The organism is Mesorhizobium sp. B2-7-2, assembly GCF_006440775.1.
GTDB lineage: Bacteria > Pseudomonadota > Alphaproteobacteria > Rhizobiales > Rhizobiaceae > Mesorhizobium.
The window spans coordinates 388969-412826 of record NZ_VFTZ01000001.1; the positions used below are offsets into that span (position 1 = coordinate 388969).

Genomic DNA, 23858 nt, shown 5'->3' on the forward strand with positions numbered 1-23858 from the left:
CGTGATCGTCATAGCGATGCGCCGGTCGACGCTGCGCAAATTCGGATGCCGTCCGTCAGAAGCGGCATCGTTGGTGTGATAAGTTGGCACTGAGGGATGTGAGATGAGCGCGGGTGCCTGGACATCGAACGGTCGGCGGCGCGCTAATGGGCGTGTTATCGTCTGCGGGAATGAAAAGGGCGGCTCCGGCAAGACCACGACCGCGATGCACATTGCAATCGCCTTGATCGATTCAGGTCACAGCGTTGCGACGGTTGATCTTGACGAACGCCAGCTTTCGCTAACACGCTACGTCGACAACCGTCGTCGCTGGGCCCGGTTTAAGGGAATCACCCTGCCTGTGCCACATCATTTTCATGTGTCGCCTGCCGCACGGGCAGCAGCCGCAGATGTCAACAGCGTTCTGGTGAGAGAGCTCAAGGAAGGTATCGCCTCAATTGCGGCCAGCCACGATTTCGTTGTCATCGACACGCCCGGCGCGAACACGTTCCTCAGTCGACTGGCCCACCGTATGGCAGACACGCTGATTTCACCGATGAACGATTCGTTCGTCGATTTCGACGTGCTCGCCAGGGTTGACCCGCTCTCCCATGAGATCCTGGGATACTCGCAGTACGCCTTGGTGGTGCTAGATGCCCGGAGGAGCCGCCTGCATTCAGAGGACGCAAGCCTTGATTGGGTCGTGGTCCGCAACCGTATGTCCATGCTTGCGTCTCGCAACGAGCGCAAAATTGACAGTTCCCTGCGCCAACTTGCAGTAGATCTAGGCTTTCGGGTCACTGCCGGCATTTCCGAGCGCGTCGCCTTTCGCGAGTTCTTTACCATCGGGGTTACCGCGCTGGACGATTTCGAGAACCAGGTGCTTCGAACCGAGCCGACGATGTCGCACCTGATGGCACGGCAGGAAATCCGGGGACTCCTCAAGGCCCTCCACTTCCCACTGGACGAGTCGAATCGGATGAAGGCAGATGCTCGGCGCAGGCAAGCCGCGAGCGTGAGCCGCCCGATCGCACTGCCCGATGTCTTTGCCAAGTGTTAGGCTGCGCGATCCAGCCATGATAACGTCGCTTTGCCCATTTATGCCGGTCAGATCACTCCAGCAGGTCGCGCCAGCCCTGCGCTAGGCGAGCAAGCTCCCGCCATCCTACGAGCGCCGCTTGCCTTGCGCCACCCGGCACAAACGTCCCTTGCCCGCTCCGGCTGATCGTCGCGTCGGCTATCACCTTCGAAAGCAGACCTTCAACAAAGGGTCAGCCTTGAAACCGATTTGCTGACCAAAGGAATCTTCAGTCATTATCGCTACGGGTCTGCAATGTTGTGAGCAAATACAGTGGAATGAAATTTCGCGCCCCGAGCGCCTGTTCTACGGAGGCACGTCGCGGCGGAGACGGACCGCCCTGCATCGGTCGCATCGACCAATTGCAACCGCCGGGCTTCCGGTCCAATTGACCAAGCGGTCGGCTTTCCGGCACGCCGACACGAGTTAAGCATCGGTGCCGCCATTCATGAAGTCATTGAATTATCGGCGCGCTAAAGCCAGAGGCGGGGCAATTTGGTAGCCCCGGGGTCGGCTAACTCTACCGCTTTTTAACTAACTCTAATGGTGCAGATTCTTAATGCGGAGTTATCCACAACTTCGTAAGATACAGCTGCAGGTTGGGGTTTGTGGACGGAAGCCGTGGTGGGGATCATCCTGCGGGATGATATGGATTAAAGATCTGTCTTCCTGGCACTTCTAGCCGAGCAGTTGGTGCGGTGGGTCGTAGGGCCCGGATAACGTATGGAGACAACAACAGCCGAACAAGTAAAATGGAGTAGGTACGATGAATCGACCTCTACCTGGCGGGCATTGGGGTAAGTCTATAGAGGTGGACCAGAACGATCCCGCGCTGTGTCTTGGCGGGACTAGTCGGGCAGAAACTGAAGAAGATCATCGCGGCGACAGCCTGGTCGTCATCGTTGATCAGCGAATCCTCGAACGGGAGTGTCTGGCCAGTAGCCTTCTCTCTCTTGATCCGGTCGTACAGGTGAGAGCGGTTGGGTCTTTCTTGGAATTGCAGGACTTGCAGGTCGAGGCCTCGGCGATCCTAGCCATCCTTAACGGTAAAAAAATAACCGACCCGATCGTGCGATCCGAACTGCAAGAGTTCATAGCATTGGTCGGCGGCGTCCCAGTCATTATCGTGGCGGATTCAGAGGCTCCGGCCGACATTTTGACGGCGCTGGAAAGCGGCGCCCGCGGTTACATTCCGACTAACGTTTCGGTGAAGGTGGCGGCAGAGGCGATCAGCCTCGCTCGGGCGGGCGGTATCTTCGTGCCGGCCAACGCCGTACTTGCTCTTCGAGAAACAATCCGTGCAACAGAGAGTTCGCCTAAACCACTAACTGGCGTGTTTACGAGCAAAGAAGCTGCGGTCGTCGAAGCTTTGCGCAAAGGCAAGGCGAACAAGATCATCGCGTACGAGCTCAATCTCTGCGAGAGCACCGTCAAGGTTCATATCCGTAATATCATGAAGAAACTCAAGGCGACGAACCGAACCGAGGTCGCTTACAAACTCAGAGATCTGATGTAGCAGTTTTCCGCAAATCTGCGTCAAGTGCCTGAACGCTGACCCAGCCGAGCAATATCGGCTGGTCAGCTCAGCGCTCAAAGATACCGCCAGATCACGTGCCCCGATGCGGACCCCGCGCAATACGCGATCGGCCGAAATTCATCTGACGTTTCGGAAATCGCTATCGTGCCTAAAGCTGCGTTTGCCCTGTTATCGCCGGGCGGACGGTTTGCGGCAAGGCGCTAACTGGAAGCTGGCGGTGCTGCGTATCGGCGATCTGCATCGCGAGTGGCAATTCAGACCGCCGAAAGACGATGGATGTTCCAAGCAGGGTCAATCCCGCTAACGCTCCAAGTCCGAACCATACAGCCAAGATATACAACATGACCTGCATTGCATCTGTCCTGAGCCATGAGCCATGAAGCTGAGACGAATGTCATTCTCGCAATTTGGTTCGCAGTTAGGAACCTGTCCATTGTATGGGATTGGGAACTGTCTTACCTCAAAAGTTGGTTGGATGGGTCAAACTCAGCCCGAGACTGACTTTGGCCGATCTATGAAAGCCGCTCGAGATCAGCTATGGCGATTGGTGGGAGTGAACATCGGGGGCCGATGATAATAGCCCTTGCCACCACTGGGCGTGTTTTAATGCCAGCATACCGTAGGGCTCTCCCGATGTAGTGATGAACCATCGGCATCAGAATCGGCTGATGCTCGTAGAGTTTCCCTTCGACTGAATAAAGCAGCACTCGATTCTTCGCCTGCCGATCCAGCATCGATCGGTGCCAACCCTGAAGTGAGACGTCGGCGATCTTCAGCTGACATGTCTCCTTAGTCGCGTAGAACCATTGAGGGTCGGTGTTCGGCTCCGATAAAGTGAAGGCAAATCCGTTGGCGCGGAGCAGCGCAGCGATGTCTTCGTTCGCCGGATGGTCCGCTGTGACGCTTTGACCAATACCACCGCCAAGCACCTTGAGGCTGACGCTCAGGGCCAGCAAAAGGCCGAAGGCAAAGCTAAGCGTGAATCTGTTCATCGGGCCGCAAAGCTCCGGCATAGATCGCCATCACCGCGAGGTTCGTCGTCCATTCCGCCAGCAAGATGCCTACCCTTCCGTGGATGATGTCATAGTAAGCCGGCATAAGACCTATGAGGCTAATCCGGGCCAGGTTGATAGCCACTGTCGTAAGACACGCGGCGACTACGGCGCGAACGACCGGCCTCGACCAATTCAGACCATAAAACTTCACGATCATCACGCCGCAAAGAAGAGCCAGCGAGAGGTTCGTGAGCGACGAGCAGGCCGGCAGGAGGAAAACTACGCCGGAACCGTCCGCGAACGGCACTGTATTGCCCGCTGCGCCCGTGCCAACGATCCAGCCCACCATTCTTGCATCGATTGCAAGGATGGGGCCTCCGAATACCGCAAAGGCCATCCGGGCCCAAAACATCGGAACCGTTATGGCTCCCAACACGACCGCGGCCCTGCGCATCGGCCCCTCGCGCGACGTCAGCGCCAGATAGGCGGCCACGCCAGCCAGTGCCAACCAGCTCAGTTGAGGCAAGGGAACCAGGAATGCAAAGCCCGCCAAGCCGGCGATGTAGAAATCCGATCGGTGAGCACGCTCAGGCTCGGAATCCAAAAATAGCCAGAAGGTTACGACCAGCGCCAGCCAAACCACGAGGCTGACGCCGAACATTTCCAGCAGCGCCGAAATCGGACCGTCACGGGCAAGCGCCTCCGCGACGCGATCGCTTGCTCCGTTTGCAAATCCCGTGGCAACCACCCCGCAGTAGATTTGCCTGCGTAAGACATTCATGTGGGCTGTGGCTCAGCGGCCATCAGTCGGGGCCGTGCCGATCATTTGCCACGCTGCCAACGGCGATACCACACATAGCCGCCAAAGGCAGCCAGCGCCGGAAAGCCAATGCCGATCACAGGACCGGGAGCGGATCGGCTCGTATCTCCACCCCGATCGCCTGACGGGTACCATGATGCCAGCGCATGACCTGGAAGCGTGTCCCAGAACGTAAAAAATAATGCTATTGCGGCAGGTGCGATAAACCTTGTCATTGCTTTCCCCCATTCCCGTAATCGCAAGCATATTTTAACAAGGATCATTGTCATCCGAGAAAACTCGTAGGCTCCCGAACGAAAGAGGTAGAGCGACGTAATAAATTTGATTTCGCACGCTCATCGCGTCAGCGACCGCGAGAGGGCGCAAAATGGCCCTGCCGTGAACGTGCTCGAGAAATACGAACCCGCCAATCGCTCAGTAATAGCCGCCATCGTGTCCATATCGGCATTTGTTCAGGACAATCCCCAGGAGGTTTGTCTCGCCTACCAGTTCCTGTTCACAACAGCGGATCTTTGCCATAGTGGTCGTTCCGGCGCCTACTACAAGCAACGTACAGTCAATGTTGGGCAGGAACGCCAGAACGTCGTCGCTGCCAAGAACTGCAGGCAGGTCGACGATAACCACCGCGGGGCAAAGCTTGTCATGGAGTTGTATCATTGCCGTGCGAGCGGATTGGCTTTGAAGTAGCTCGGCCGAACGGGTCACCCCGTGCGAACTGGCGCTCACGGCAAGATTTTCACCATAGCGCACGAAGGTGCTTTTGATCGAAGATCGCCCTTGCAAAAAACTCTCAGTAGCTCGGGCCATGCCGAGACCCAATATCGAACTGATCTGAGGCTGCCGAAGATTCAGATCTAGAAGAACGACCCTGCAACTCTGCAGATTCGCGAGGCTGAACGCCAAGTTGGCGGCCACGATTGACTTTCCGGTTTCGGGCTCCGGTGAGGTTATCGCTACAGTGGTCCAGTTGTTGACATTGAGACACCTGAGGACCTTGGTACGCAATACATCAAAGCTGGCTTGAGCAGGTTCCCCGGGCGCGAATGTGACGAGCCGGGCCTCGCGGGCCCTATCGCCATCGAGTTCCACACGTTCCAGTCCCGCCCAATGCTCGTCAACCGATACCATGGATTGCCGTGCGACGACTTCCAAGGCCGCATGCGCCGCGGGCTGGAGTTTCACCTTTGCCGGCATGTTCTGGTCTCCTGCGGCACGTATCCGTTCCTTGATGTGGGGCCGTTGGCTACTTCGAGGTCGCACTGTTTGCCCCGAAACTTGCGGGCGGGTGAAAATCTACAAGCAGGAAGATCGGACTACTGCCCACAAGCAGTATAAGGGCGGCTACGCCCAGACGCATCCTACGCGCAGGTTTCAGGCTATCGGCCGCAATATAGGGGATGGTGACAAAAGGCTGCCCCCGGAACACGGCTGCAAGATCGGCAGGACGGCGAATGGTTGGGAAGAAGATTTCCGTGAGCGCGAAGATGCCGAAGCTCAATCCGATGCCTGCCCCGAAACTTCCAAGGACGATCGCCTGCCGTTTGGGCCAGACACGTTTGTCCGGTGGGGTCGCCGGCTCGATAAGCGACAGCTTTTGGCCAACTGCTTCCTTTTCGATACGCTGTCCGGTCGATGCGTCCGCCAACCTGGCGACTGCCTCGTTGTAGTGCGTCTGCACGGCCTCGTAATTCTGCTCGAGCGCGCGCAGTTTGGTAGTGTTCATTTCTGTGTCAGCGATCGATCGCGTCAGGTCGTCAAGCAGCGGTCCAATGGATTCCTTCTCCTGCGCAATCAAGGAGAGCTGACCCTCAGTGTCGGCCAACTGCAGGCGAAGCTCGGGGGACATCCCGGCGGCGCGTGGGGCATCCATTGCGGTCTTGCCCTTTTCGGAGATGCGTTTCTCGAGATCGGCGACCCGTGTCCGCAACGCCACAAGGTTCGCACTGCCATCCTTGAAGATCGTCTCCTGCTCCGCAAGCGAACGCCGCAACTCGGTCAGTTGCTGATCGTCAGCCGCTGCTCCCTGCCCCCCCGAAGCCGATATCTGTTGAATCATCGAACGCTTTTGCTGAAGGGATATGATCTCGCGTTGAATTTGACCCAGCCTCTCTTCGTAGGCTCTCTGCTGCATGCGGCGAAACTCGAGGCTGTCAGGCAGAGCCTCCCTATGCTCCAGTTTGAAGCTCAGGATCGCTTCTTGGGCGTCCTTCAGCGCGGCGTCCAGGCGTTCCACCTCGCGCTTGAAGAATTCGTGCGTGTCGTCGGCCACAGCCTTGCGCTCGCGCCCGTTCGCTTCGAGCATGGCGTTTGCGTAAGCATTGGCGACATCAGCGGCGAGAATGGGGTCGGCTGCGTCGAATGAAATCGTAAAGGCAATAGCCCCGCCGCTGCCGCTACCCAGATTATTCAGGACAACCGGCTCGATCTTGGTTCTTGCAAGCATTTGTGCAACGACATCGTCGTCGGAGACATCAGCCTTGGGAAAGATCGCAAACTTCTCGGCCAGACCGAGCAAACTGGCCCTTGTCGTGAGTTGCTGCTCAAGAACTTGCAGCCGCTGAATGGGATCCGCTGTGACCGATGAACGGGCAAGTTCTGTTGATATACGAGGCGAGTCGACCAGAATTTTGGCCACCGACCGGTATATCGGTTGAAGCAAGAGCGCGGCCGCGAATCCGGCAACCGTCGCCATCACGATCGGGATGATCAGGTAGCGCAGCCGCTGGACATAGAGCGAGGCGTAAAAACGGAAATCTTGGCTGTTCATCAAATCGACTCGCCGTCAAAGATCCTTTGCATATGTCGACGGCGAAACAACAGCGCCGGCACACTCGTTGCGTGCCAGCCAGATTCGCGTAGCGATCCCATCGGTGGAAGCACTTCCTAAGGTCGAGTTAAGCTATGAAGTATCCTTCTTTCGACGATGGACCTTCTCCTTTTGGCCGTCGCCTCGGTCCTATTCTTGCGTTCACTCGGTTTCGCTCGGGACCTATTCTTGGCTGCTAGGAATGCCAGTGCAACGATCCGCTCGAGAGCGCACGCGTCGAGGAGGAAGAGTGTCTTCAAACCCAATTGCCCGCCTTCGCCATGGAAGGTTTGCGGCGGCCCTGCTCGCCGGCGCCGCGCCCATGTTCTTTGCTGCTGGCGCTCAGGCCGACGACTATCGGCTCGCCGCGCAAACGAAGATCCACATCTCGATCATCCAGTGGAACCCCTCGAAGGGTGAGTACCAGCGCTGGGAAGCTCTCAGCGGCGATTTTCTTGTGTCCAGCCAGGGCACGATAGGGGTACCCGTCGTCGGTTCGCTCGATGTGAGCGGCAAAACGAGCGCCGAGGTTGCCGCCCAGATATCGGCGGCGCTCCACGACAAGATGGGCCTGATCTCCCCCCCAGATGTATCGATCGAAATAGCCCAGTATCCATCGATCTACGTCGTCGGAGCGGTCACCACGCCTGGCGCGTATCAATTCAGGCCGGATTTGACCGTATTGCAGGCAGTGGCCTTGGCCGGCGGGCGCTATCGACCTCCGCCGGAAAAGGCAGGACAGAGCGATATCAGCCTGCTTGGCGAACTGACCACGATCCACACCAAACAGTTGCGGCTGCTCGGCCGTATCGCCAGGCTGCAAGCCGAACTGGGCGGAGACGCCGAAATCCACTTTCCGGCCGAATTGACGGGCGCCGGTGCTCGCGACCTTGTCGACCAGATAATGGCACTGGAAGGTACCCTCTTCACGGCACGTGCCAATGAGAAGACGCGGCAGGTGGACAAACTCTCCGACCTACGTGACATGTATACGCGCGAACTGGATATGTTGGCGACCAAGAGCAAGGACACCGGTGAGGAAATCACCCAGACCGAGACAGAGGTCGCCAAGATCACCAAGCTTGTCGAGCAGGGCATAGTACTGTCATCTCGATGGTCAGAACTGAGGCGTGTGCTCGGACAGATGCGGGCCGATCATGCACAAGGAGACATCGACGCGATGCGCGCGCGGCAAGGTCTGAGCGAGACGACGCGCCAGGAATTCAGCGTTAGCGACCAACGCCAGACGGAGGTTGCGACACAATTGCGAGACGCGCTGAGCGAGCTCGCGGAAGTGAGATCGCGGGAATATACGATTCGCCAACTCCTGTTGGCAGCCAGCACCGTCGTACCGGGGGCCACGTCCGAGGGCAGTTCCGACCTGAAACTGGTCATCATCCGGCAAGATCGGCAGGGGCCAAAAGAGATGAACGCGTCAGAAACCACGTCGCTTGTGCCCGGCGACGTGGTCAAGGTGTATGTGGCCACCTCGATGCAGGACATCGTCGACCCGGCTACGTCCCAGCAGAGAACCACCACGCGGCCTGGCGGAGAAACACAATAGCAGTATGAATCGGTAGATTGGCTGCGAGACTACTGGGCGGTTAGCGCCGCCCAAAGAGCTGCCCGATGTGTCGGCCCCGTGCCCACGCGGACTCCCTCCCCCAAAACCACAGCCGTTTGGAACATCGCTGACAAGAGAAAGCCGTGATGGCGCCGGTAGTACTGGACTCGGTTGCGCGTCAACAGCGCAGACAGGGATGGGTTGGTTCCAGATTCTCCACCGATGTGGATCACTTCTGCTCCCGAGACATATGCGATTGACAACCCAACGGCGCGGACTCTTCGCATATAGTCGACTTCCTCGCTGTAAAGAAAGAATGACTCGTCCCAGTCTCCCACGAGCTTGCGCACGCGCGCCGAGATTGCCATTGCCGAGCCTTCAGCCCAATCAGCGAATCCATCGGCCGTGTATCGCGTTGGATCGCTGATCTTCTCGCCTGTTCCGATCCAAGTCCCAAGTTTCCCTCCCACAACCGCATCCGTCCATGCCGTCTTCAGTGACGGCTCGCGTCGAAGAGAAAGCGTGAGCCTGCCGTCCTCATCAAGGATCTTTGGCACGGCCACGCCTACGGTGGGATCCAGCAGCCGATTCATAAGCAATCGGGCCGCACCGGGCAGCAGCCGCACATCAGGGTTCAACACGAGCAGGGTTGAGTCTTTTCCAACCGTCGCGACAGCCGCGTTGATGCCGCCGGCGTAACCCGAATTCCACCCAACGTTTATAACTCTCGGTCGGACGGGATGAGAGAGTGCTATGGCAACGCTATCGTCGCTGGACGCATTGTCCGCAATGACGACTTCAAAATCCTGGATTCCGTCGAGTCCTGTCTGAAGCGAATCGAGGAATGCTTTCAGATGCCGGCGACTGTTGTACGTCACCGTTACCACGGACACGCGCGCACCTCCTGGCTGCGACATTTCTTCGTCGCGACCGGTTCCCGCCACGGCTTCGTTCCCGATCTCTTTCACGTCTTCGATTCCATCAAAAATCGCGTCGCTTGACGCAATGATTGTTCATCCGTCCCGCCCGGTGGAAACGTGGCGAATATGTCACGTCTCCTGGAGCCCATCTCGAGCCACGCCGGGGACGATACCGCGGAATAGGCATCCGTCTCCGCCGACTCGCTTTGGGCGGGTTTCGCATCAAGGATCCAAACGCCACTTCCCAGAAGAAATAGAGCTAGAACATAAGTGCTGTTCCAGAAATGAACCGTCCATCCGATGAGGAACAGGAACCCCAGTGTGATGAGGTAGGCTGTTCGAAAACGATCGAGCCTCTCGTCAATATTTCTTCTGAGAGCCGTGGCGATGGCGGTCGAGAATCCTGCCAGCAGCAAGAAGATCGGGGCAGCGAAGCCAAAACGCATTGCCTCAAGAAGCCAGAAATTGTCTATGGTGCCGTTCGGCATCCATCCTGGGCGATCCCAATCGTTCATTCCGATCCCGAAAATGGGGTGGCTCAGCGCGGTCGCGGACCCATATTCCCAGATCAAACGTCGATACCAATATGTTTGGGAGTCGAGCACAATCATTTGTGTCACGATCGTGATTGCCGATCGATTGGAGACAATCTCAGCCGCGACGATCAGCAAGAGCGCCGCTCCGATAAGCAATTTCCAACGATGTCTATTTCCTCGGAGCAAAGTGTTCCAAAAAATCAGAAAGATTTGCACGGCCATGCCTGCGATTGGCCCGCTCGATAGAGAGGTTGCCGCTGTCACAACGACCAGTGCGACCTTGAAATTCCGGTGAGCTGCAGTTTTCTTGTAGCCAAGAACAAGGTAAGTGAGGGCCACAGCGCTTCCTACGTTCAATCCGAATAGAATTGGATGGTCGAATATTGAAATAACTCTCGTGCGACCTAGTCGTTGAACGACCGGATAATCATTGACAGGCAAGACGACACTGAACACCTTGAGCAGGATGTTGCCACCGCCAAGGCACTCGACTACGGCAAACGGCATCAAAATCACGATGATCCAAAAAAACAGGCGAACGGCGTTGTGAAAGTCGGCCGCGTCACGGATCCAACACCGCGCAAGCATGTATGGCCCTACAGTTTCTATAAAGAGGATCCCAGCAGATTGGGCCCCGGCGACCAACCCGTGATTTGCAATGAGACCGATCAGCGACCAGACGGCAAGCATCAGGATCGAGATATCCGCAAGCCTTATCCGGCCGGCCTTGCCTGAGAATAATCGGACGGCGCAGGGCACTATCAATGCTAAAAGCACAAGGCGATAGATCGAGAGCCGAAGCGGCCCGATGTAGAAAACCCAAGGTATTTCAAGCGAGATAAGAAACACCCATACCGGCCAGGAGGTTCTCTTCCCGGACAGCGCGGCCGGACCGCTTCGCGCGAACTGGTTGGTGGATTGGAAGCGCTCGCCAAAGCCGGCGCGGCGGTCGGGACTTTTAACTTTGGGGCTCCAATACCCCGGTTGGCCAGCAACACTGCTCACGTGCCGATTTCCTACACGCGAACCAGTCGAACCATGGTCGACTGGATTAAGTGAAGCCGGCCGCCAATCCACCCGGCAATGATCTTTTTCCTGGTCAGAGCTGGCTGTTCGACAAGGATGGAAGAGAGATACGACAAGGGCAGCGTCACCATCATCGCCACCAGCGCCACAAATTGCCACGAATGTATCCCAGGATACATGATGCTGAAGCAGCAAAGAACCGGCGCGTGGATGAGATAGACTCCGTAAGACAGATCGCGCCTGACGAACGAGCGCCCTGGCAGGTTCGACAGCCCTGCGAAGACAACGAGATATGGCAGGCAGAGCGGCGCCGCGACGATACCTGCTCCATACGCAAGCGAAACTATCAAGATGAGGAACGCTAGACCCGCCAAAGCAGCCGAGTAGGGTATTGTCCGACGGAAAGTGGATAGAGCGACGCCAAAAGCAAAATAGACGAAGAGGCTGATGAAGGTAACAAAACGACCAGGCAGCCGTTCGGCGACGGCAGGAAAGATTCCGTTCGCTACATAAAGGACATAGGCTACAAACAACACGGCCAATAGAAGCCGTGGTCGACCTAGGATACCGACCATACTCATCACTGCTAGCGCAATATAGGACAAAACTTCGAAATGCAGCGTCCAGAGCGCGCCATTGACAATTGCGGGATGGCCGTCCGGTAACTGCACCCCGGGGAGGAAATCATAAGTGAGCGTGAGAATGTTCTTCGCATAGAGTGGCAAGCCGAAATCGTCAGAGAAATACCGCTGCAGCGGCAGCATTGTCAGGATCGGACCAAGCACGATCATGGATAAGATCACTACGACAATGAGGGCTGGAAAAATCCTGAGCACCCGGCTTGTCGCATAATCGATTACCTTGCCCGACCGGACCAAGCCTGGGGCCACCAGAAAGCCGCTGATTGCAAAGAAAACAAGAACCGCGAGAAGACCGAAATGCAGAAATCCCCCGCTGAACGCGAAGAGGAGATCTGCCTTCGCATCGTGAATCGAACCGTGGGCATGATGCAGAAGGACTGTGATTGCCGCGGCCAATCTCACTTCATCGAAGCTCGGTCCCACCAAGCCCGTTTCGGCCAGGCGACTTTCTAGGGTTCGGCCGCACATGTTCCAATCGACAACATTTGGCATCATTTGGACGGCCCGGTGAGATCGGTCGCAGCAGAAGTTTGGGTGGGACACATGGCGCGCGCAACTACCTAATCGAGCCAACAGAGCGGCCTGTGATGGCAGCCAGAAACGAAAGGAGTACGAACGTAGCGGGAACGGGCGACTGTCGGTGTGACGTCGCAATTCCCCCGCGAGTGGTGAGACATTTTATCCCGGAACTCACCCATATCCCCTCCTCCTTGAAGAGAGGTCCACCAGTGCTTTTTGAGTCTGTTTCGAAAAGACCCCACGCTATTCTAACGGTGGCACGACTGTTCGGTAGGCTGATCGCCGGCGTCGCCGACCCTGGTGAGCCAGGACTCCCGCCAGAACGGATAAATCGCGCGGGGACAAAACCATCGACCGTTGACGCTGAGTTCGCCTGAGCAGGCGACACCGTCCAAGATTATGCAGTCTTTGGGGATCTTCAGCATGCGGCCCGTTTTCTCATCCACGATCCGCCGCACGGCAGTCTTTACACGGAACGTGCCGCCGCAATGGGGAAGCATCTCGCGGTCGAAGGAGAGGCCGCTACTTTCGCCGCGATGGTCGAGCGTGGCTGCGATTTCCTCCGCGGACCGTACCCGGACCAGCTCGCCAGGCTGCAGGCCGAGCATCTCGCGCTTGGAGCCAACCTTACTCGGACCTTGCAGGGGGAGCGTCCTTATCAGCCCGAAATGATGGAGCGCGTCCATTATTATGGCCCGGACCAGAAGGGCTACGAACGGGATCGGCTTGAAGTTGCCGTTCGTCAATTCGCGCCAATATTGCCCAAAATCCCGTCGCCTCACGGGCTCGGATGCCTTGAGAGCGTCAGTCGATTGACATCGCCAGACCTGCGCCCCGCTTTCATCCACCGGGGTGGCCGGGTGCGTAGCGGCGCCGGCAGTCCGCTCGAGCTCTGCGGAAGCTGCCATGCTGGCGACCCCAGAACGCGCGGCGTGGTTGTCACCGACTTTGCTCAGCCATTCCTCTTTCCAGTAAATACGGCAACCTGCCTGACATCCGCCGTGGCTCGACCCGTCGCAGCGCAGATCCTCAAGATAGACCGTCCCGCGCATTCGACGAGAGCCACTTTCGTCAACCATGTTGCAGACTTTGTCGACGCGCCGCGACACCGTAAAGCGTTGGCCGACATATGCTATCATCTCCGGCATGAACACTGTCCCGTGCAGGGCGCTATCCCTGTCGAGTGTCGCGACAATCTCAGCCGCGGAGCGCACCTCGACGACATCGCCAGGGCGTAAGGGACCTCCGTTCGCTGGTTTTTCCATGGTTTTTGCTCCTCAAGTTTAGTGGCGTCGCCATCGATTCGAAGCCGCAGCCGCTTGGAGCCAGTTCCAACTTGCCGGTCCAAAGGCGCCGAGAGAGCATCGTACACAAAGAGACGGTGGGCGATTGCTACCCAAAAGCGAGAGAGCCGGAGCGCCGATAGTGGTAAAGCCATAGCCGCGAGGCGCTCGTCACTGATGAGGAACCTACCCGGTGATGCCGTTGCCAGCCGCCCGTGGGCAGGGACGCGTGGATGCCAGGTCTGGAATCTGGCTCGCTGCGACGAATGCCTGGCAACGGATCAATAGCTTTTGCGGCGTCCGGGTCGCAGCTCGCCAAGGACTGAAATCACCTTCCTTGGCTGATGTGGGGCGCGAAGGGCATCCGGTCGCATTCAGGTGGCCGGAGCGCCGGCTTATTCTTTCGTGGATGGCTAGTTCAGCACAATGAATAATGAGAGCGACTTCCGAAGTTGCTCCACTCATCGCCACGTCAGCTAAGATGGTGTCGATTTCGACCGGGCGCCCTCCCTTCCCGCGGGTGGAAAAGGGGGCGCTATAGAGGGTAGGCAGTCTGATGAGTGAAATGCTGCAGCTGCGCCAATTCATCACCGATCCGCGAGAGCAGCGATCGATAGCGACGACCTTGCGAAGAAGACGGTGGGCGGAATTCCAGCGGCGCTTCCCCGACATCGGACGAATGCGCGTGGTCGATCTCGGCGGAACGGTGGTTCATTGGGAGAGAAGTCCGGTTCGCCCCAAATGGGTGACGGTAGTCAATCTCCTACCCCAGACGAGCAGGGCTGCCTGGATCAGAGTCGTGCAGGGCGACGCCTGCGATCCGCCCGCAGAAATCCGAGCCATGGAATTCGACATTGTGTATTCGAATTCCTTGATTGAACATGTGGGTGGGCACGCGCGCCGTGCCGACCTCGCTTCGATCATCCACGGTTTGGCGCCGCATCATTGGGTGCAAACCCCTTATCGGTATTTCCCGATTGAGCCGCATTACCTCTTCCCGGGCCTGCAATTCCTGCCCCAGGCAGCCCGCGCCAAGTTGATCCGACGCTGGCCGTTGTCACCGTCGCGGCCAGACCAGGGACAGGCCGTCAAGGATGTGCTGGAGATTGAGCTCCTGTCACAGACCGAGATGAGGTATCACTTTCCTCGCTCTGACCTCTTCAAGGAGCGGGTGCTGGGGATGACCAAATCGATTGTCGCCGTCAATTAATGAGGCAGCTGCATTCACGCTGGAATGACAACCATAGCGATTGCGATAGCGCTCGCGGTGGGGTAGTCGCGTTAGTGCTAACAGGCCAAGCTGGCACAAACAGGCGCGCGGCGGCCGTCTGCCTCCAGCACGCCAGCGATCGGATATCATAGTCTAACGACTGGCAGCAAAGCCCCAACAATTGCAGATGGTTCGTCACTGTGCGCAGTCCTTACCTTCTCGGAATTTTGCGCATCCGCCACGCGGTTCGCAGGCCCTTGAGCGAATGCCACACGAGAGTGTCGCGGAGGGACATCTTCAACCTGCGCACCAGCAGATCGGCCTGACCCCGCATCGTTCTCGGGATCTCGATCTGGTGGAGTGGTATCGCAGCGTCGCAATACTCCGTCTTGTAATCCTCGTTGCCAAGACCTTGATCGAACTCCTTCATGCCAGCGTCTATCGCCCACTCAATCAGATGGTTGAGCAAGTGGCGACCGGGCGAGAAACGAACCCATTCGCCCGCTTCGAAACTCGGCATCATGTAGTAAAATCTGCTATCGTCCTTGTATCCCCAGTGCACCGCCAGGACCGTGCCGTCCAAATTTAGCGACGAAATATGGACGTAGCCTCGTGGGGCAAGCTCGAGCGCGGCCTGCCGAAGAAAGGCACGATAGCCGGGTCGCTCCATTCCATCGACCCCAGTCGTTTCGATATAGCGTCGCGACTTCTGTCTCATCATCGCTTCGAGCATCTCGTCGCGTTCGGCGGACGTGCTCGCGATCCTGAAGGCGACTGTGCCGCGCTCACCAAGCTTGCGAAGCTTGCGCCGCGTGTCCTGGGCTCGCGGGAGGCGCTCGGAGACAAACTCGTCCACGCTGCTGGGCAGGCGCATGACATACCCGCTGTGGGGATAACGAGCCGTGATCAAGGGCGTCAGCGGATTGTCGATGTCGAACACGCGCTCGGGCATCTTTTCGACAACTGCGATGTCGAAAGGGGGTGCAATCCTTGCTATTGCATCCCACAACTTGCCTACGAATGAAGGGCGCCAGTCTTTGACGTGCGGAAACAGGACTGGCGCATTGTAGTCGCTGACGCCACCGTCCAAGAACGACAAGACCTTCAAGCCGAATTTGCGCTTCTCGATGCCAAGCGGCAAAAGCGCGTGAGGAGCACCGCGCTCGTCTACCACCGCAATAAACAATGGCCGAGTGCCGCGCGCCGGCCCGATTGTGTCGCACCAAACGTTTAAGAAATCGGCCGTCTGGAAAACGAAGGCGCGAGCCGAGCCCCGATTGGCCATGGTCGGCCACATGGCCGCAAAATCCCGCCATGAATCACTTGCCGAGACAACCAGGGAAGACCCCTCGATCGGGGTGCTGCGGATCATTTGAGGCAATCATTGATCAAGAGATGGACTGCGCCAGCATTGGGCGCGACGAAAATGCCGCTGGTGGAGACGCCAAACCTCCATTCCCATGAAAGATTTTCCGCCCCTGAACAGCTCGCCAACACGTTTTGGACCCCAGTAACCACCCGCAACCCGCTTCGGGCTCCGTCTCACCAATGGGTCATCATCTGTCCAGACCGGTTCGGAGCATATCTGAACAAAAGACGCACATTGCTAACCCGTTGGCCGACTGGATGCATACGTCCCGCGATTTATGATCTTCATGGCTCTTCTGCATCGCGCTGGTCGAGTGTTCACCTCAAGTGCTCGAGGAATGAATTACCGCAGCAGACCTGGGGCAGTCCACGAGGACCGCGAAATGATCACTGTCATCATCCCACATCTCGACCAGCAAGAAATGCTCAGGCGCTGTCTCGCATCCTTGCAGGCGCAGCGGCCGCCGCAGCAAAAAGTCGAGATCATTGTCGTCGACAACGGATCGAGACAGATACCGAGCGACCTTTGCGCCTCCTTTCCCACTGTCACGCTCCTTCTCGAGCGCACACCCGGCCCCGGGCCAGCGCGCAACCGCGGCGCAGCCCACGCGAGCGGCGAAACGCTAGCTTTCATCGACGCCGACTGCATCGCCCATCCCGATTGGCTTTACGAAATAGAAAGCTGCTTTGCAGAAAGAGAAGATATCGGCATCATAGGCGGCGACGTCAGGATTGCGCGTCAGGACGCACACCGACTTACCCTACTTGAAGCTTACGAAAGCGTCTTTGCCTACCGAATGCGCGAATACATCACCAAGCAGGGATATACCGGGACCGGCAATCTGGCGATGCGCAAACAAATTCTGTCTGCGGTTGGACCGTTCGGTGGGATTGAAATTGCGGAAGATAGGGACTGGGGACAGCGGGCGCTCCGCAAGGGCTTCCGCACCCACTACCGCAAGGGGATGATAGTGTTTCATCCCGCCCGCCGGAATCTCACTGAGATCGCTGCAAAATGGGAACGGCATGTTGCTCACGATTTCAATCGGGCACGCTCTGAGCGAGGGTGGCGGCCGCGCTGGATCTTGCGCAGTTTCGCGGTCGCGCTCTCGCCCGCGGCAGAGTTGCTCCGGGTGGGCTTTTCCGATCGCATCGAAGGCCCAAGGGCGCGCATGCTTGCCATGTACGGCGTCGTCCTGGTTCGCCTTTACCGATGCAAGGTGATGCTGGCTCTTGGATTCGGAGCAGACGCCTCGCGCATCCTCGACAAATGGAACCGCGTCTGAGCGCAGGGAAGACCCGGCTCACGGCTTCCTCGGAGCGGTGGCCCTGGCTCGTTGATAGGCGGCGATAAGGTTCGGCACTTGATAGCTCCAGGCAAGTTCCCGCTGCAAACGATCGCGGCCGTAATCACCCATAACCTTGCGCTGTTCGGGGTTGCCAAGCAGCCATTCAACCTTGTCAGCAAAGTCGATCGGATCATCCGGGCGGGCGTAGAGAGAGGCTGTATCCGCCGAGAAACGCCCCTCGGTGACGTCGAATTGCACAATTGGTTTGCCGAAAGCCATGTACTCGAGAATCTTGTTCATGGTGGACTTGTCGTTCATCGGATTGACGCGATCCGGATTGACACACACGTCGGCTGTTGAAAGCACGGTGAAGAGCATTTCGTCGGGAACCCGACCGGTGAACGTGACATAGTCGTTCAGCCCCAAACTTTGGCAGTGTTCCTTGAGATTTCCAACTTGCGGGCCACTGCCGACAAGAACGAACTGAATGTCCTGCCGACCGCGCTCATGAACGAGATGTTTGACGCTACGCAAAAGTAGGTCGATTCCCTCCTGTTCCCCCATCACGCCGACATAGCCCACGAGAAACTTGCGTCCTTTCTTCAGGCCGGGGTCGGGGCAGTCGATCCTCAAGCGTGTCAGGTCCGGACCGGACCGCACCACGAAGACATCGCTCTCGCGCTTCCTGCCACGGGTGAGCGCGATCCTTCGGTAGCTCTCATTGGTCGAAATGACGACGTCGGCGCATTTGAATGTTATCCATTCGAATAGGCACAAAAGCCGCCACAGCCGCCCACGCTTGCCGAACTTCGCCTCGTAAAGCTCGGGATTGATGTCGTGGTGGTCGAAAATGAAACGCTTGCCGAGCAACTTGAACGGCAGAGCGACGAGAAAGATCAGATCCGGCGGGTTGCAAGCATGGATGGTCTCGAACCCATGCCTAAACAGGATTTTCCATGCCAGCCGGGTCTCGTGCCAGAGCGCCGCGCCGTATTCGAGGAGGAACTCCGATGCGCCTTTGGCTTCGACCGGCAAGTCATGCCTGTATACGTGAATGCCCTCCAACGTCTCTTCATGCTCTTCCGCCCCTACTCCGACAGGGCAAATGATGGAAACCTCCGCGCCAGCGTCACGCAATGCACGCGCCTCCTGCCAAACGCGCCGGTCGAACGGCACGGGCAGGTTTTCGACAATCATCAGGACCTTGCGGGCAGAAAGGCTGCCGGATTGAGTTTGTTCGGCCCCAAACATTGAGATGGCGGACATGTCTCTCCCCTAAGCCACAGCGCGCCTGACATCGAACGGCAGGGCGGCATCACCAGGCTGAGCAGACTCTTCCAGGGATGCGGGAGGGGCTGGCAGCCAGTTTGCGCTGTCCGACAGCGCGTTGAGGTCGATCACGCTCTGCGCCCTCGAGAAGGAAAGCATGCCCGCAGTGCGGTTTGCGAATATCACCCGATCATAACGTCGAGCTTCGGCCTGCTTCTTGCTCACCAGCAGGGTGGCAAACTGCGGAAGCCACGACCACGCATAGCCCAGATTGGCGCCGACCAACTTGCCGGCGTCGATGGCCGGATCAAAAATCGAGAGCCTGTAGCGTTCCCTCAGCAGGCTGCGCGCAAGGTCGATATTGGGGCTCTCTCTCAGGTCGTCCGTTCCGGCCTTGAAAGCCAGGCCCGCGAGAAGCACTGATGCTCCCGGCTTCAGACCCTTTGTGGCGAGTTGGAACAGGCAGTATTTATGGGCGTCATTGGAGCGCAGGAGCGAGTCGATCAAAGGCGCATTTATCCCGCAGTCCGCCACGATGTTCTGCAATGCACGGACGTCCTTTGGCAGACACGAGCCACCGAATGCTCCGCCGGGGCGCAGGTAGTATGGAGAAATGTTGAGTTTTGTGTCGGAAACAAAGATCTCGTGCACTTTCGCCGGATCGACACCGAGTTGAAGGCCGATCCGGCCGATTTCGTTGGCGAACGCCACCTTCATCGCATGCCAGCTGTTGTCGACAAATTTTGTCATCTCGGCTTCCGCAAATCGCGTCACGAAGCGCGGCGCTTCGAAGCCGGCAAAAAGCTCGTCTAACGCTGTCTTTGGCTCGCCGTCCTGCGTTCCTATGATCACCTTCGGAGGCAGGAAGTAGTCATTGACGGCCGAAGATTCCCTCAGAAATTCGGGGCAGTAGGCGAGTTCAACGCGGTCCGCCGCGTCTCCCAGCAACCCTGCGAAGATCGGTGCGATCAGACCCTCCATTGTTCCGGGCCTTACGGTCGAGCGGTAGATGACGGTCAACGGCTTCGCGAGGCTGTGCCCCACGTGCAGCGCTATTTCCTTTGAGACTTCAGTCACGAATCTCATGTCGTGGGCGCCGTCCGCTCCGCTTGGCGTGCCGACGCATACTATTGCGGCGTCACAGTCTTCGAGCTTGTCTTCGACTTCCACGAACGCCGAGATGCGATGCTCCGCCAGCCCATGGAGCAGCATTTCGCCAAGTCCCGGCTCGATGATCGGTGCAATTCCGGAGTTGACGCCCGCGACCTTGCGGCCGTTGACGTCAAACCCAACCACTTCATGGCCTTGGTGTGCAAGGCAGCACAGGGTGGTAAATCCGACATAGCCCAGCCCGAATACAGCTATTTTCATGGACGCCCCTAACTCCGCATCATGTTTGAGCCGGGCAGAGATCGCCTCAGACAAACAATGGCATTGTTCCAACTCCGGGCGAATTGAGGAGCTGTCCGTTGAGCGAAGCGACCGCACACTTATGGGTAGAATGCCCCTTAGGCATGGTCAAAAAGGGGGATGTTCTCTGCATTCAGATCGCACCCAACTCTGCGAAGCCCGCCGCGCTGATGAGCTTGGACGGATCATGCGATGCGAGAAAGGCGATAGGCCGGGTTGAAGAATGAACACCACAAGCTCATGGTGGGAGGGTTTTTCGCAGACGTCGATTTGTACTTCCCTTGCGCCGGATATCGGTTCCTGCGCGCAAAGGATCATAAGGAATAAAGCGACCATAGGAAATTAGGTGTGGTTGGATCGAAAGAGCGCTTCATCAACTTCCACGGCATAGGCATAGCCCCACCCGGTATCGACAAAGCCGAACTGGATTTCTGGTGGGATGCGGATCCATTTCTCGCCGCCCTAGACAAAGTATCTGCAGCTGCGAGCAATTACCCCCTCCTCATCACCTTTGACGACGGCAATGAAAGCGATCTCGACATTGCGTTGCCCGCACTTCTGGAAAGAAATCTCAGTGCGTCTTTTTTTGTTTGCGCAGGGAGAGTGGGAAGCCGCGGATATCTGAGTGCATCGGGGATCAGGCAACTTCTTCAGAAGGGTATGCGGATCGGGAGCCACGGCATGCACCACCTTGACTGGAGCAAGCTCGATGATGCCGGTCTGCAGACCGAAACAGTGGATGCCAAGCACAAGCTGGAAGACATCTGCGGTTGCGAGATCGATGAGGCCAGTATTCCTTTCGGCCGTTATGATCGCCGCGTTTTGAGAAAACTGAAAACTGAAGGCTACAGCCGTGTCTACACGTCGGGTCGCGGCATCGCCACCAAGGAAGCATGGTTGAAACCGCGCAACACGCTGGACCGCTCATGGCAATGGAAAGACATCCCAAAGGATCTAGTCCTCCAGGACTCTTATCTCAAGCGGCTGCGCTCCAGTCTCTCGCACGCTCGCAAGTCTGTTTGGTAACTGCTGTGCCCTGCCATCGTCGCGTCTAGTACGCGTTTAGCCCGCGTAAGACGGCAAACGGTGTTTGCAGGATTATGCGGATGTCCAGCCAGATACTCCACCTCTCTATGTAGAGCATGTCCATCTGGATCCGGTTCGTCATCAGGTCGACCCCCGGCGTTGCGCCGCGAAGTCCGCTTACCTGGGCCCAGCCTGTGATGCCCGGCTTCATTTGACGGCGAAAAGCGTAGTTGGCGATCGCTCGACCGAATTCGCTGTCATGCGAAGCGGCATGCGGCCTCGGTCCAACGACCGACATGTCACCCATGAGGACGTTCAGCAATTGCGGCAGTTCGTCTATGCTGGTTCGACGAAGCCAACGGCCAAACGTTGTGGTGCGTTTGTCCTCGGAAGTGGCTTGCTGGATTCCTGGGCCGTCCTCCAGGACGTTCATGGTCCTGAATTTGTATATCTTGAAGGCTTTACCGTTGAAACCTATGCGGGTTTGCCTGAACAGGACCGGTCCGCGCGAGTCGAGCTGGATCATCACGGCAATAAGTGTCATGAACGGCCAAAGCAGCGCCAAAGCGGCCATTGAGATGGCGACGTCCATGAGCCTCTTCGCTGCCCGCTGCATAATAGAGAGCGGCGGATGCTGCAGTTCGACGAGAGCCGACGATCCCACTATCTGAGCCGGCTGCCTTACAAAATCGACCAGCCAGTCGCGGGCAATGAGCGAGACTGGCAACGGAAGTTGGCGCAGAAGCGCTAGATGAGGTTTGAGCCGCTGCCAATCCCGAACATCGGCCGCTATGAGTATCTCATCGACATCTGAGTTCTGCGCGATCGCGACTGCAAGTTCGATCCGCTGCCGTATCAGCACTTCGTTATCCGGCGTCCCAAGGTTCAATCGATACTCGATGTGAATTCCATGCTGCTGCAGCTCAGGGGCTGCGTTGGCATCGAGTGAGGCTCCCTGGTGGATCAAAACCGCTTTGCGTCCTGCCGTGGTTCCTTTTGCTGAATCTCTGCGGACAAACAGCCGCCAGCAAACTCGATGAGCGAAAAGCGAGATCAGTCCATCGAGCGCCAAGGCAACGCCGGTTTCCGGATCAACCTGCTTGCCCAGAGCAAAGGTGCTTACGCCAAGGAGCGCCACCGTGCATAGCCATAGCGACGTAACGACATGGAGGCGCATGTTTTCGGAAAGAATTGTCGAAGGCTGGTAGAGGCCGGCCAGCTTCGCCGAGCACACGAACAGCGCGCAGGCGATGGGTGCAATGGCCAATGTTAGCATCGCCACCCCGCCTCCATCTGCGCCCGATTGCACGCTCCAGATGGCGCACGCCGCGGTAATGGTCAATGTATCCGCCGTGATGGCCAGCGGGGCTACTGACCGGTACGAAACGAGGGAACGTCCGGAAGGACTGGCTGCAAACTCCCTTGCTGTCTCCAAACTGGCGATCGGCGACATATCCATTGCAAATACACCGGACCGTGTTGACGATAGACAGGCAGGCCGTAACGCCCGCTTGCACACATTATTTGGCCGGTCCGACGCCGCGCAAAACGCCTACAAAAGTGCGCTGAGCTCATCCCAGTTATTCAGAAGGAGTAGTTGGTTGAGGGCTTGCGCGATCACGGCCGTTATTGCGCCTTTTGCGGTACCAGCGCACCGTTCGCCGGAGACCCTCGTCGAGGGAGGTTTTCGCTATCCAGCCGAGCCGCGCGCACGCATACCCGGTATCGGCGATCACTTCGTTTTCAGCCGGCCGGTCGGGCACCGCGCCGAAGATGGGAGGGGGTGCGGAGCCGACGATTGCAACAATCCTCTCGACGATTTCGCGAATAGAGACGAGGCGGCCAGATCCGAGATCGATCGTGGCCCCCTCGATCCCCTTTGTCGTCGCCGCCAAAACAAACCCGTCGATCACATCGTTCACATAAATCCAGTCAGCCCGTCGCTTGCCGCTGGTCACTTTGGGTGGGGTCTCGACAAGCAGCGACTCGATTACTGTCGGTATGAGCTTGGCGGGCGCCTGACGCGGTCCGTAGACCATGAATGGCTGCAGAATGACCACCGGCGCCTGGAAGAGAGTGTTAAACATGCGTCCGTAGCCGGACGCCGCCCATTTCGCCGCTGCATACGGCGAATGTGGAGTGGGACGCGCAAGACCCGGCTGGGGCTCGGTAAACGAGCCGCTCAGGATAATGCGGCTGCTGCCGGCCTCCGTTCCGGCCAGCAGAACGTTGAGTGTGCTGGTCAACAGGCTTTGGTAAGTCGGCACCACCAATTCAAGGTCTGGGCTCGCGCCAACCGAGCCGGACAGATGATAGACGATGTCGGGCTTCACCGTGGCGACAACGCTACGAACCGTCGAGAGATCGGCCATGTCGGCTTGCCACCAGATCGGTCCGCGATCGTCTCTCTCTCGTTCGAAACGTGACGTCGCGTGGACCTCGCAGCCAAGTCCGAGCAGCCGTTGGCAAAGATGGGAACCAAGGAAGCCACCCCCGCCCGTGATCAGAACCTTGAGGTCAGTGATCTCGGAATTTTGGTGGACCATCTCGGCCGGCCTCCATGTCCGCGGACTGCACCATCG

At 57.8% G+C, this 23858-nt stretch carries 19 protein-coding genes; 6 read left to right on the forward strand and 13 right to left on the reverse strand.

Going from position 1 to position 23858, the window contains the following annotated elements; translation table 11 throughout:
* The first annotated feature begins 103 nt into the window (after positions 1-103).
* Positions 104-1039, forward strand: coding sequence for a division plane positioning ATPase MipZ (locus tag FJ425_RS01980; RefSeq protein WP_140542349.1), 936 nt, complete (start codon positions 104-106; stop codon positions 1037-1039).
* 784 nt (positions 1040-1823) lie between these two features.
* On the forward strand, positions 1824-2573 hold the full coding sequence (locus tag FJ425_RS01985; RefSeq protein ID WP_140542350.1) for a response regulator transcription factor: 750 nt from the start codon (positions 1824-1826) through the stop codon (positions 2571-2573).
* Between the two features lie 533 nt (positions 2574-3106).
* Here the strand turns inward: FJ425_RS01985 and FJ425_RS01990 are convergent.
* From FJ425_RS01990 to FJ425_RS02005, 4 genes are all read right to left on the reverse strand, one after another.
* Positions 3107-3586, reverse strand: coding sequence for a hypothetical protein (locus FJ425_RS01990; protein ID WP_140627988.1), 480 nt, complete (start codon positions 3584-3586; stop codon positions 3107-3109).
* Positions 3567-4370 carry a hypothetical protein gene (locus tag FJ425_RS01995; protein WP_140627985.1) on the reverse strand — a complete coding sequence of 268 codons (804 nt, stop codon included), beginning with the start codon at positions 4368-4370 and terminating at the stop codon, positions 3567-3569. Before FJ425_RS01995 ends, FJ425_RS01990 begins: the two co-directional genes overlap by 20 nt.
* Before the next feature lie 453 nt (positions 4371-4823).
* Entirely contained in the window at positions 4824-5603 is a 780-nt protein-coding gene (locus tag FJ425_RS02000) for a CpsD/CapB family tyrosine-protein kinase (protein WP_140627982.1), read from the reverse strand.
* A gap of 49 nt (positions 5604-5652) precedes the next feature.
* A complete protein-coding gene (locus FJ425_RS02005) occupies positions 5653-7176 on the reverse strand; it encodes a hypothetical protein (protein ID WP_140627979.1) in 1524 nt (507 codons plus the stop codon).
* A 289-nt stretch (positions 7177-7465) separates the two neighbouring features.
* Between FJ425_RS02005 and FJ425_RS02010 the strand changes: the two genes are divergently transcribed.
* On the forward strand, positions 7466-8779 hold the full coding sequence (locus FJ425_RS02010) for a polysaccharide biosynthesis/export family protein (protein WP_181164835.1): 1314 nt from the start codon (positions 7466-7468) through the stop codon (positions 8777-8779).
* 29 nt (positions 8780-8808) lie between these two features.
* Here FJ425_RS02010 and FJ425_RS02015 read toward each other — a convergent pair whose 3' ends face one another.
* From FJ425_RS02015 to FJ425_RS02030, 4 genes are all read right to left on the reverse strand, one after another.
* Positions 8809-9747: a glycosyltransferase family 2 protein gene (locus FJ425_RS02015; protein ID WP_348639801.1), complete on the reverse strand. Its 939-nt coding sequence runs from the start codon at positions 9745-9747 to the stop codon at positions 8809-8811.
* On the reverse strand, positions 9744-11240 hold the full coding sequence (locus FJ425_RS02020) for a hypothetical protein (RefSeq protein ID WP_140627971.1): 1497 nt from the start codon (positions 11238-11240) through the stop codon (positions 9744-9746). The genes FJ425_RS02015 and FJ425_RS02020 overlap by 4 nt, the downstream gene beginning before the upstream one ends.
* Positions 11241-11251: 11 nt before the next feature.
* Positions 11252-12397, reverse strand: a complete 1146-nt coding sequence (locus FJ425_RS02025; protein WP_140627968.1) for an acyltransferase — start codon at positions 12395-12397, stop codon at positions 11252-11254.
* Between the two features lie 272 nt (positions 12398-12669).
* Entirely contained in the window at positions 12670-13686 is a 1017-nt protein-coding gene (locus tag FJ425_RS02030) for a hypothetical protein (RefSeq protein ID WP_140627965.1), read from the reverse strand.
* A gap of 574 nt (positions 13687-14260) precedes the next feature.
* Between FJ425_RS02030 and FJ425_RS02035 the strand changes: the two genes are divergently transcribed.
* Positions 14261-14914, forward strand: coding sequence for a class I SAM-dependent methyltransferase (locus FJ425_RS02035; RefSeq protein ID WP_210239085.1), 654 nt, complete (start codon positions 14261-14263; stop codon positions 14912-14914).
* 211 nt (positions 14915-15125) lie between these two features.
* Here FJ425_RS02035 and FJ425_RS02040 read toward each other — a convergent pair whose 3' ends face one another.
* Positions 15126-16286 (reverse strand): GNAT family N-acetyltransferase, encoded by a 1161-nt coding sequence (locus FJ425_RS02040; protein ID WP_140627962.1) that lies wholly within the window; start codon positions 16284-16286, stop codon positions 15126-15128.
* A 379-nt stretch (positions 16287-16665) separates the two neighbouring features.
* On the opposite strand from FJ425_RS02040, the gene FJ425_RS02045 reads away from it, so the two are divergent.
* Entirely contained in the window at positions 16666-17568 is a 903-nt protein-coding gene (locus FJ425_RS02045; RefSeq protein WP_140627959.1) for a glycosyltransferase family A protein, read from the forward strand.
* Positions 17569-17586: 18 nt separating this feature from the next.
* Here the strand turns inward: FJ425_RS02045 and FJ425_RS02050 are convergent, their stop codons facing one another.
* Positions 17587-18837, reverse strand: coding sequence for a glycosyltransferase family 4 protein (locus FJ425_RS02050; protein WP_246673188.1), 1251 nt, complete (start codon positions 18835-18837; stop codon positions 17587-17589).
* 9 nt (positions 18838-18846) lie between these two features.
* Complete coding sequence (locus FJ425_RS02055) at positions 18847-20211, reverse strand: nucleotide sugar dehydrogenase (protein ID WP_140627956.1); 1365 nt, start codon at positions 20209-20211, stop codon at positions 18847-18849.
* A 387-nt stretch (positions 20212-20598) separates the two neighbouring features.
* On the opposite strand from FJ425_RS02055, the gene FJ425_RS02060 reads away from it, so the two are divergent.
* Positions 20599-21276 carry a polysaccharide deacetylase family protein gene (locus tag FJ425_RS02060; protein WP_140542363.1) on the forward strand — a complete coding sequence of 226 codons (678 nt, stop codon included), beginning with the start codon at positions 20599-20601 and terminating at the stop codon, positions 21274-21276.
* A 25-nt stretch (positions 21277-21301) separates the two neighbouring features.
* On the opposite strand, the gene FJ425_RS02065 is transcribed toward FJ425_RS02060, so the two are convergent.
* Both FJ425_RS02065 and FJ425_RS02070 read right to left on the reverse strand, forming a co-directional pair.
* Positions 21302-22735 (reverse strand): exopolysaccharide biosynthesis polyprenyl glycosylphosphotransferase, encoded by a 1434-nt coding sequence (locus FJ425_RS02065; protein WP_140627953.1) that lies wholly within the window; start codon positions 22733-22735, stop codon positions 21302-21304.
* 121 nt (positions 22736-22856) lie between these two features.
* Positions 22857-23822 carry an NAD-dependent epimerase/dehydratase family protein gene (locus FJ425_RS02070; protein WP_140542365.1) on the reverse strand — a complete coding sequence of 322 codons (966 nt, stop codon included), beginning with the start codon at positions 23820-23822 and terminating at the stop codon, positions 22857-22859.
* Positions 23823-23858 lie beyond the last annotated feature (36 nt).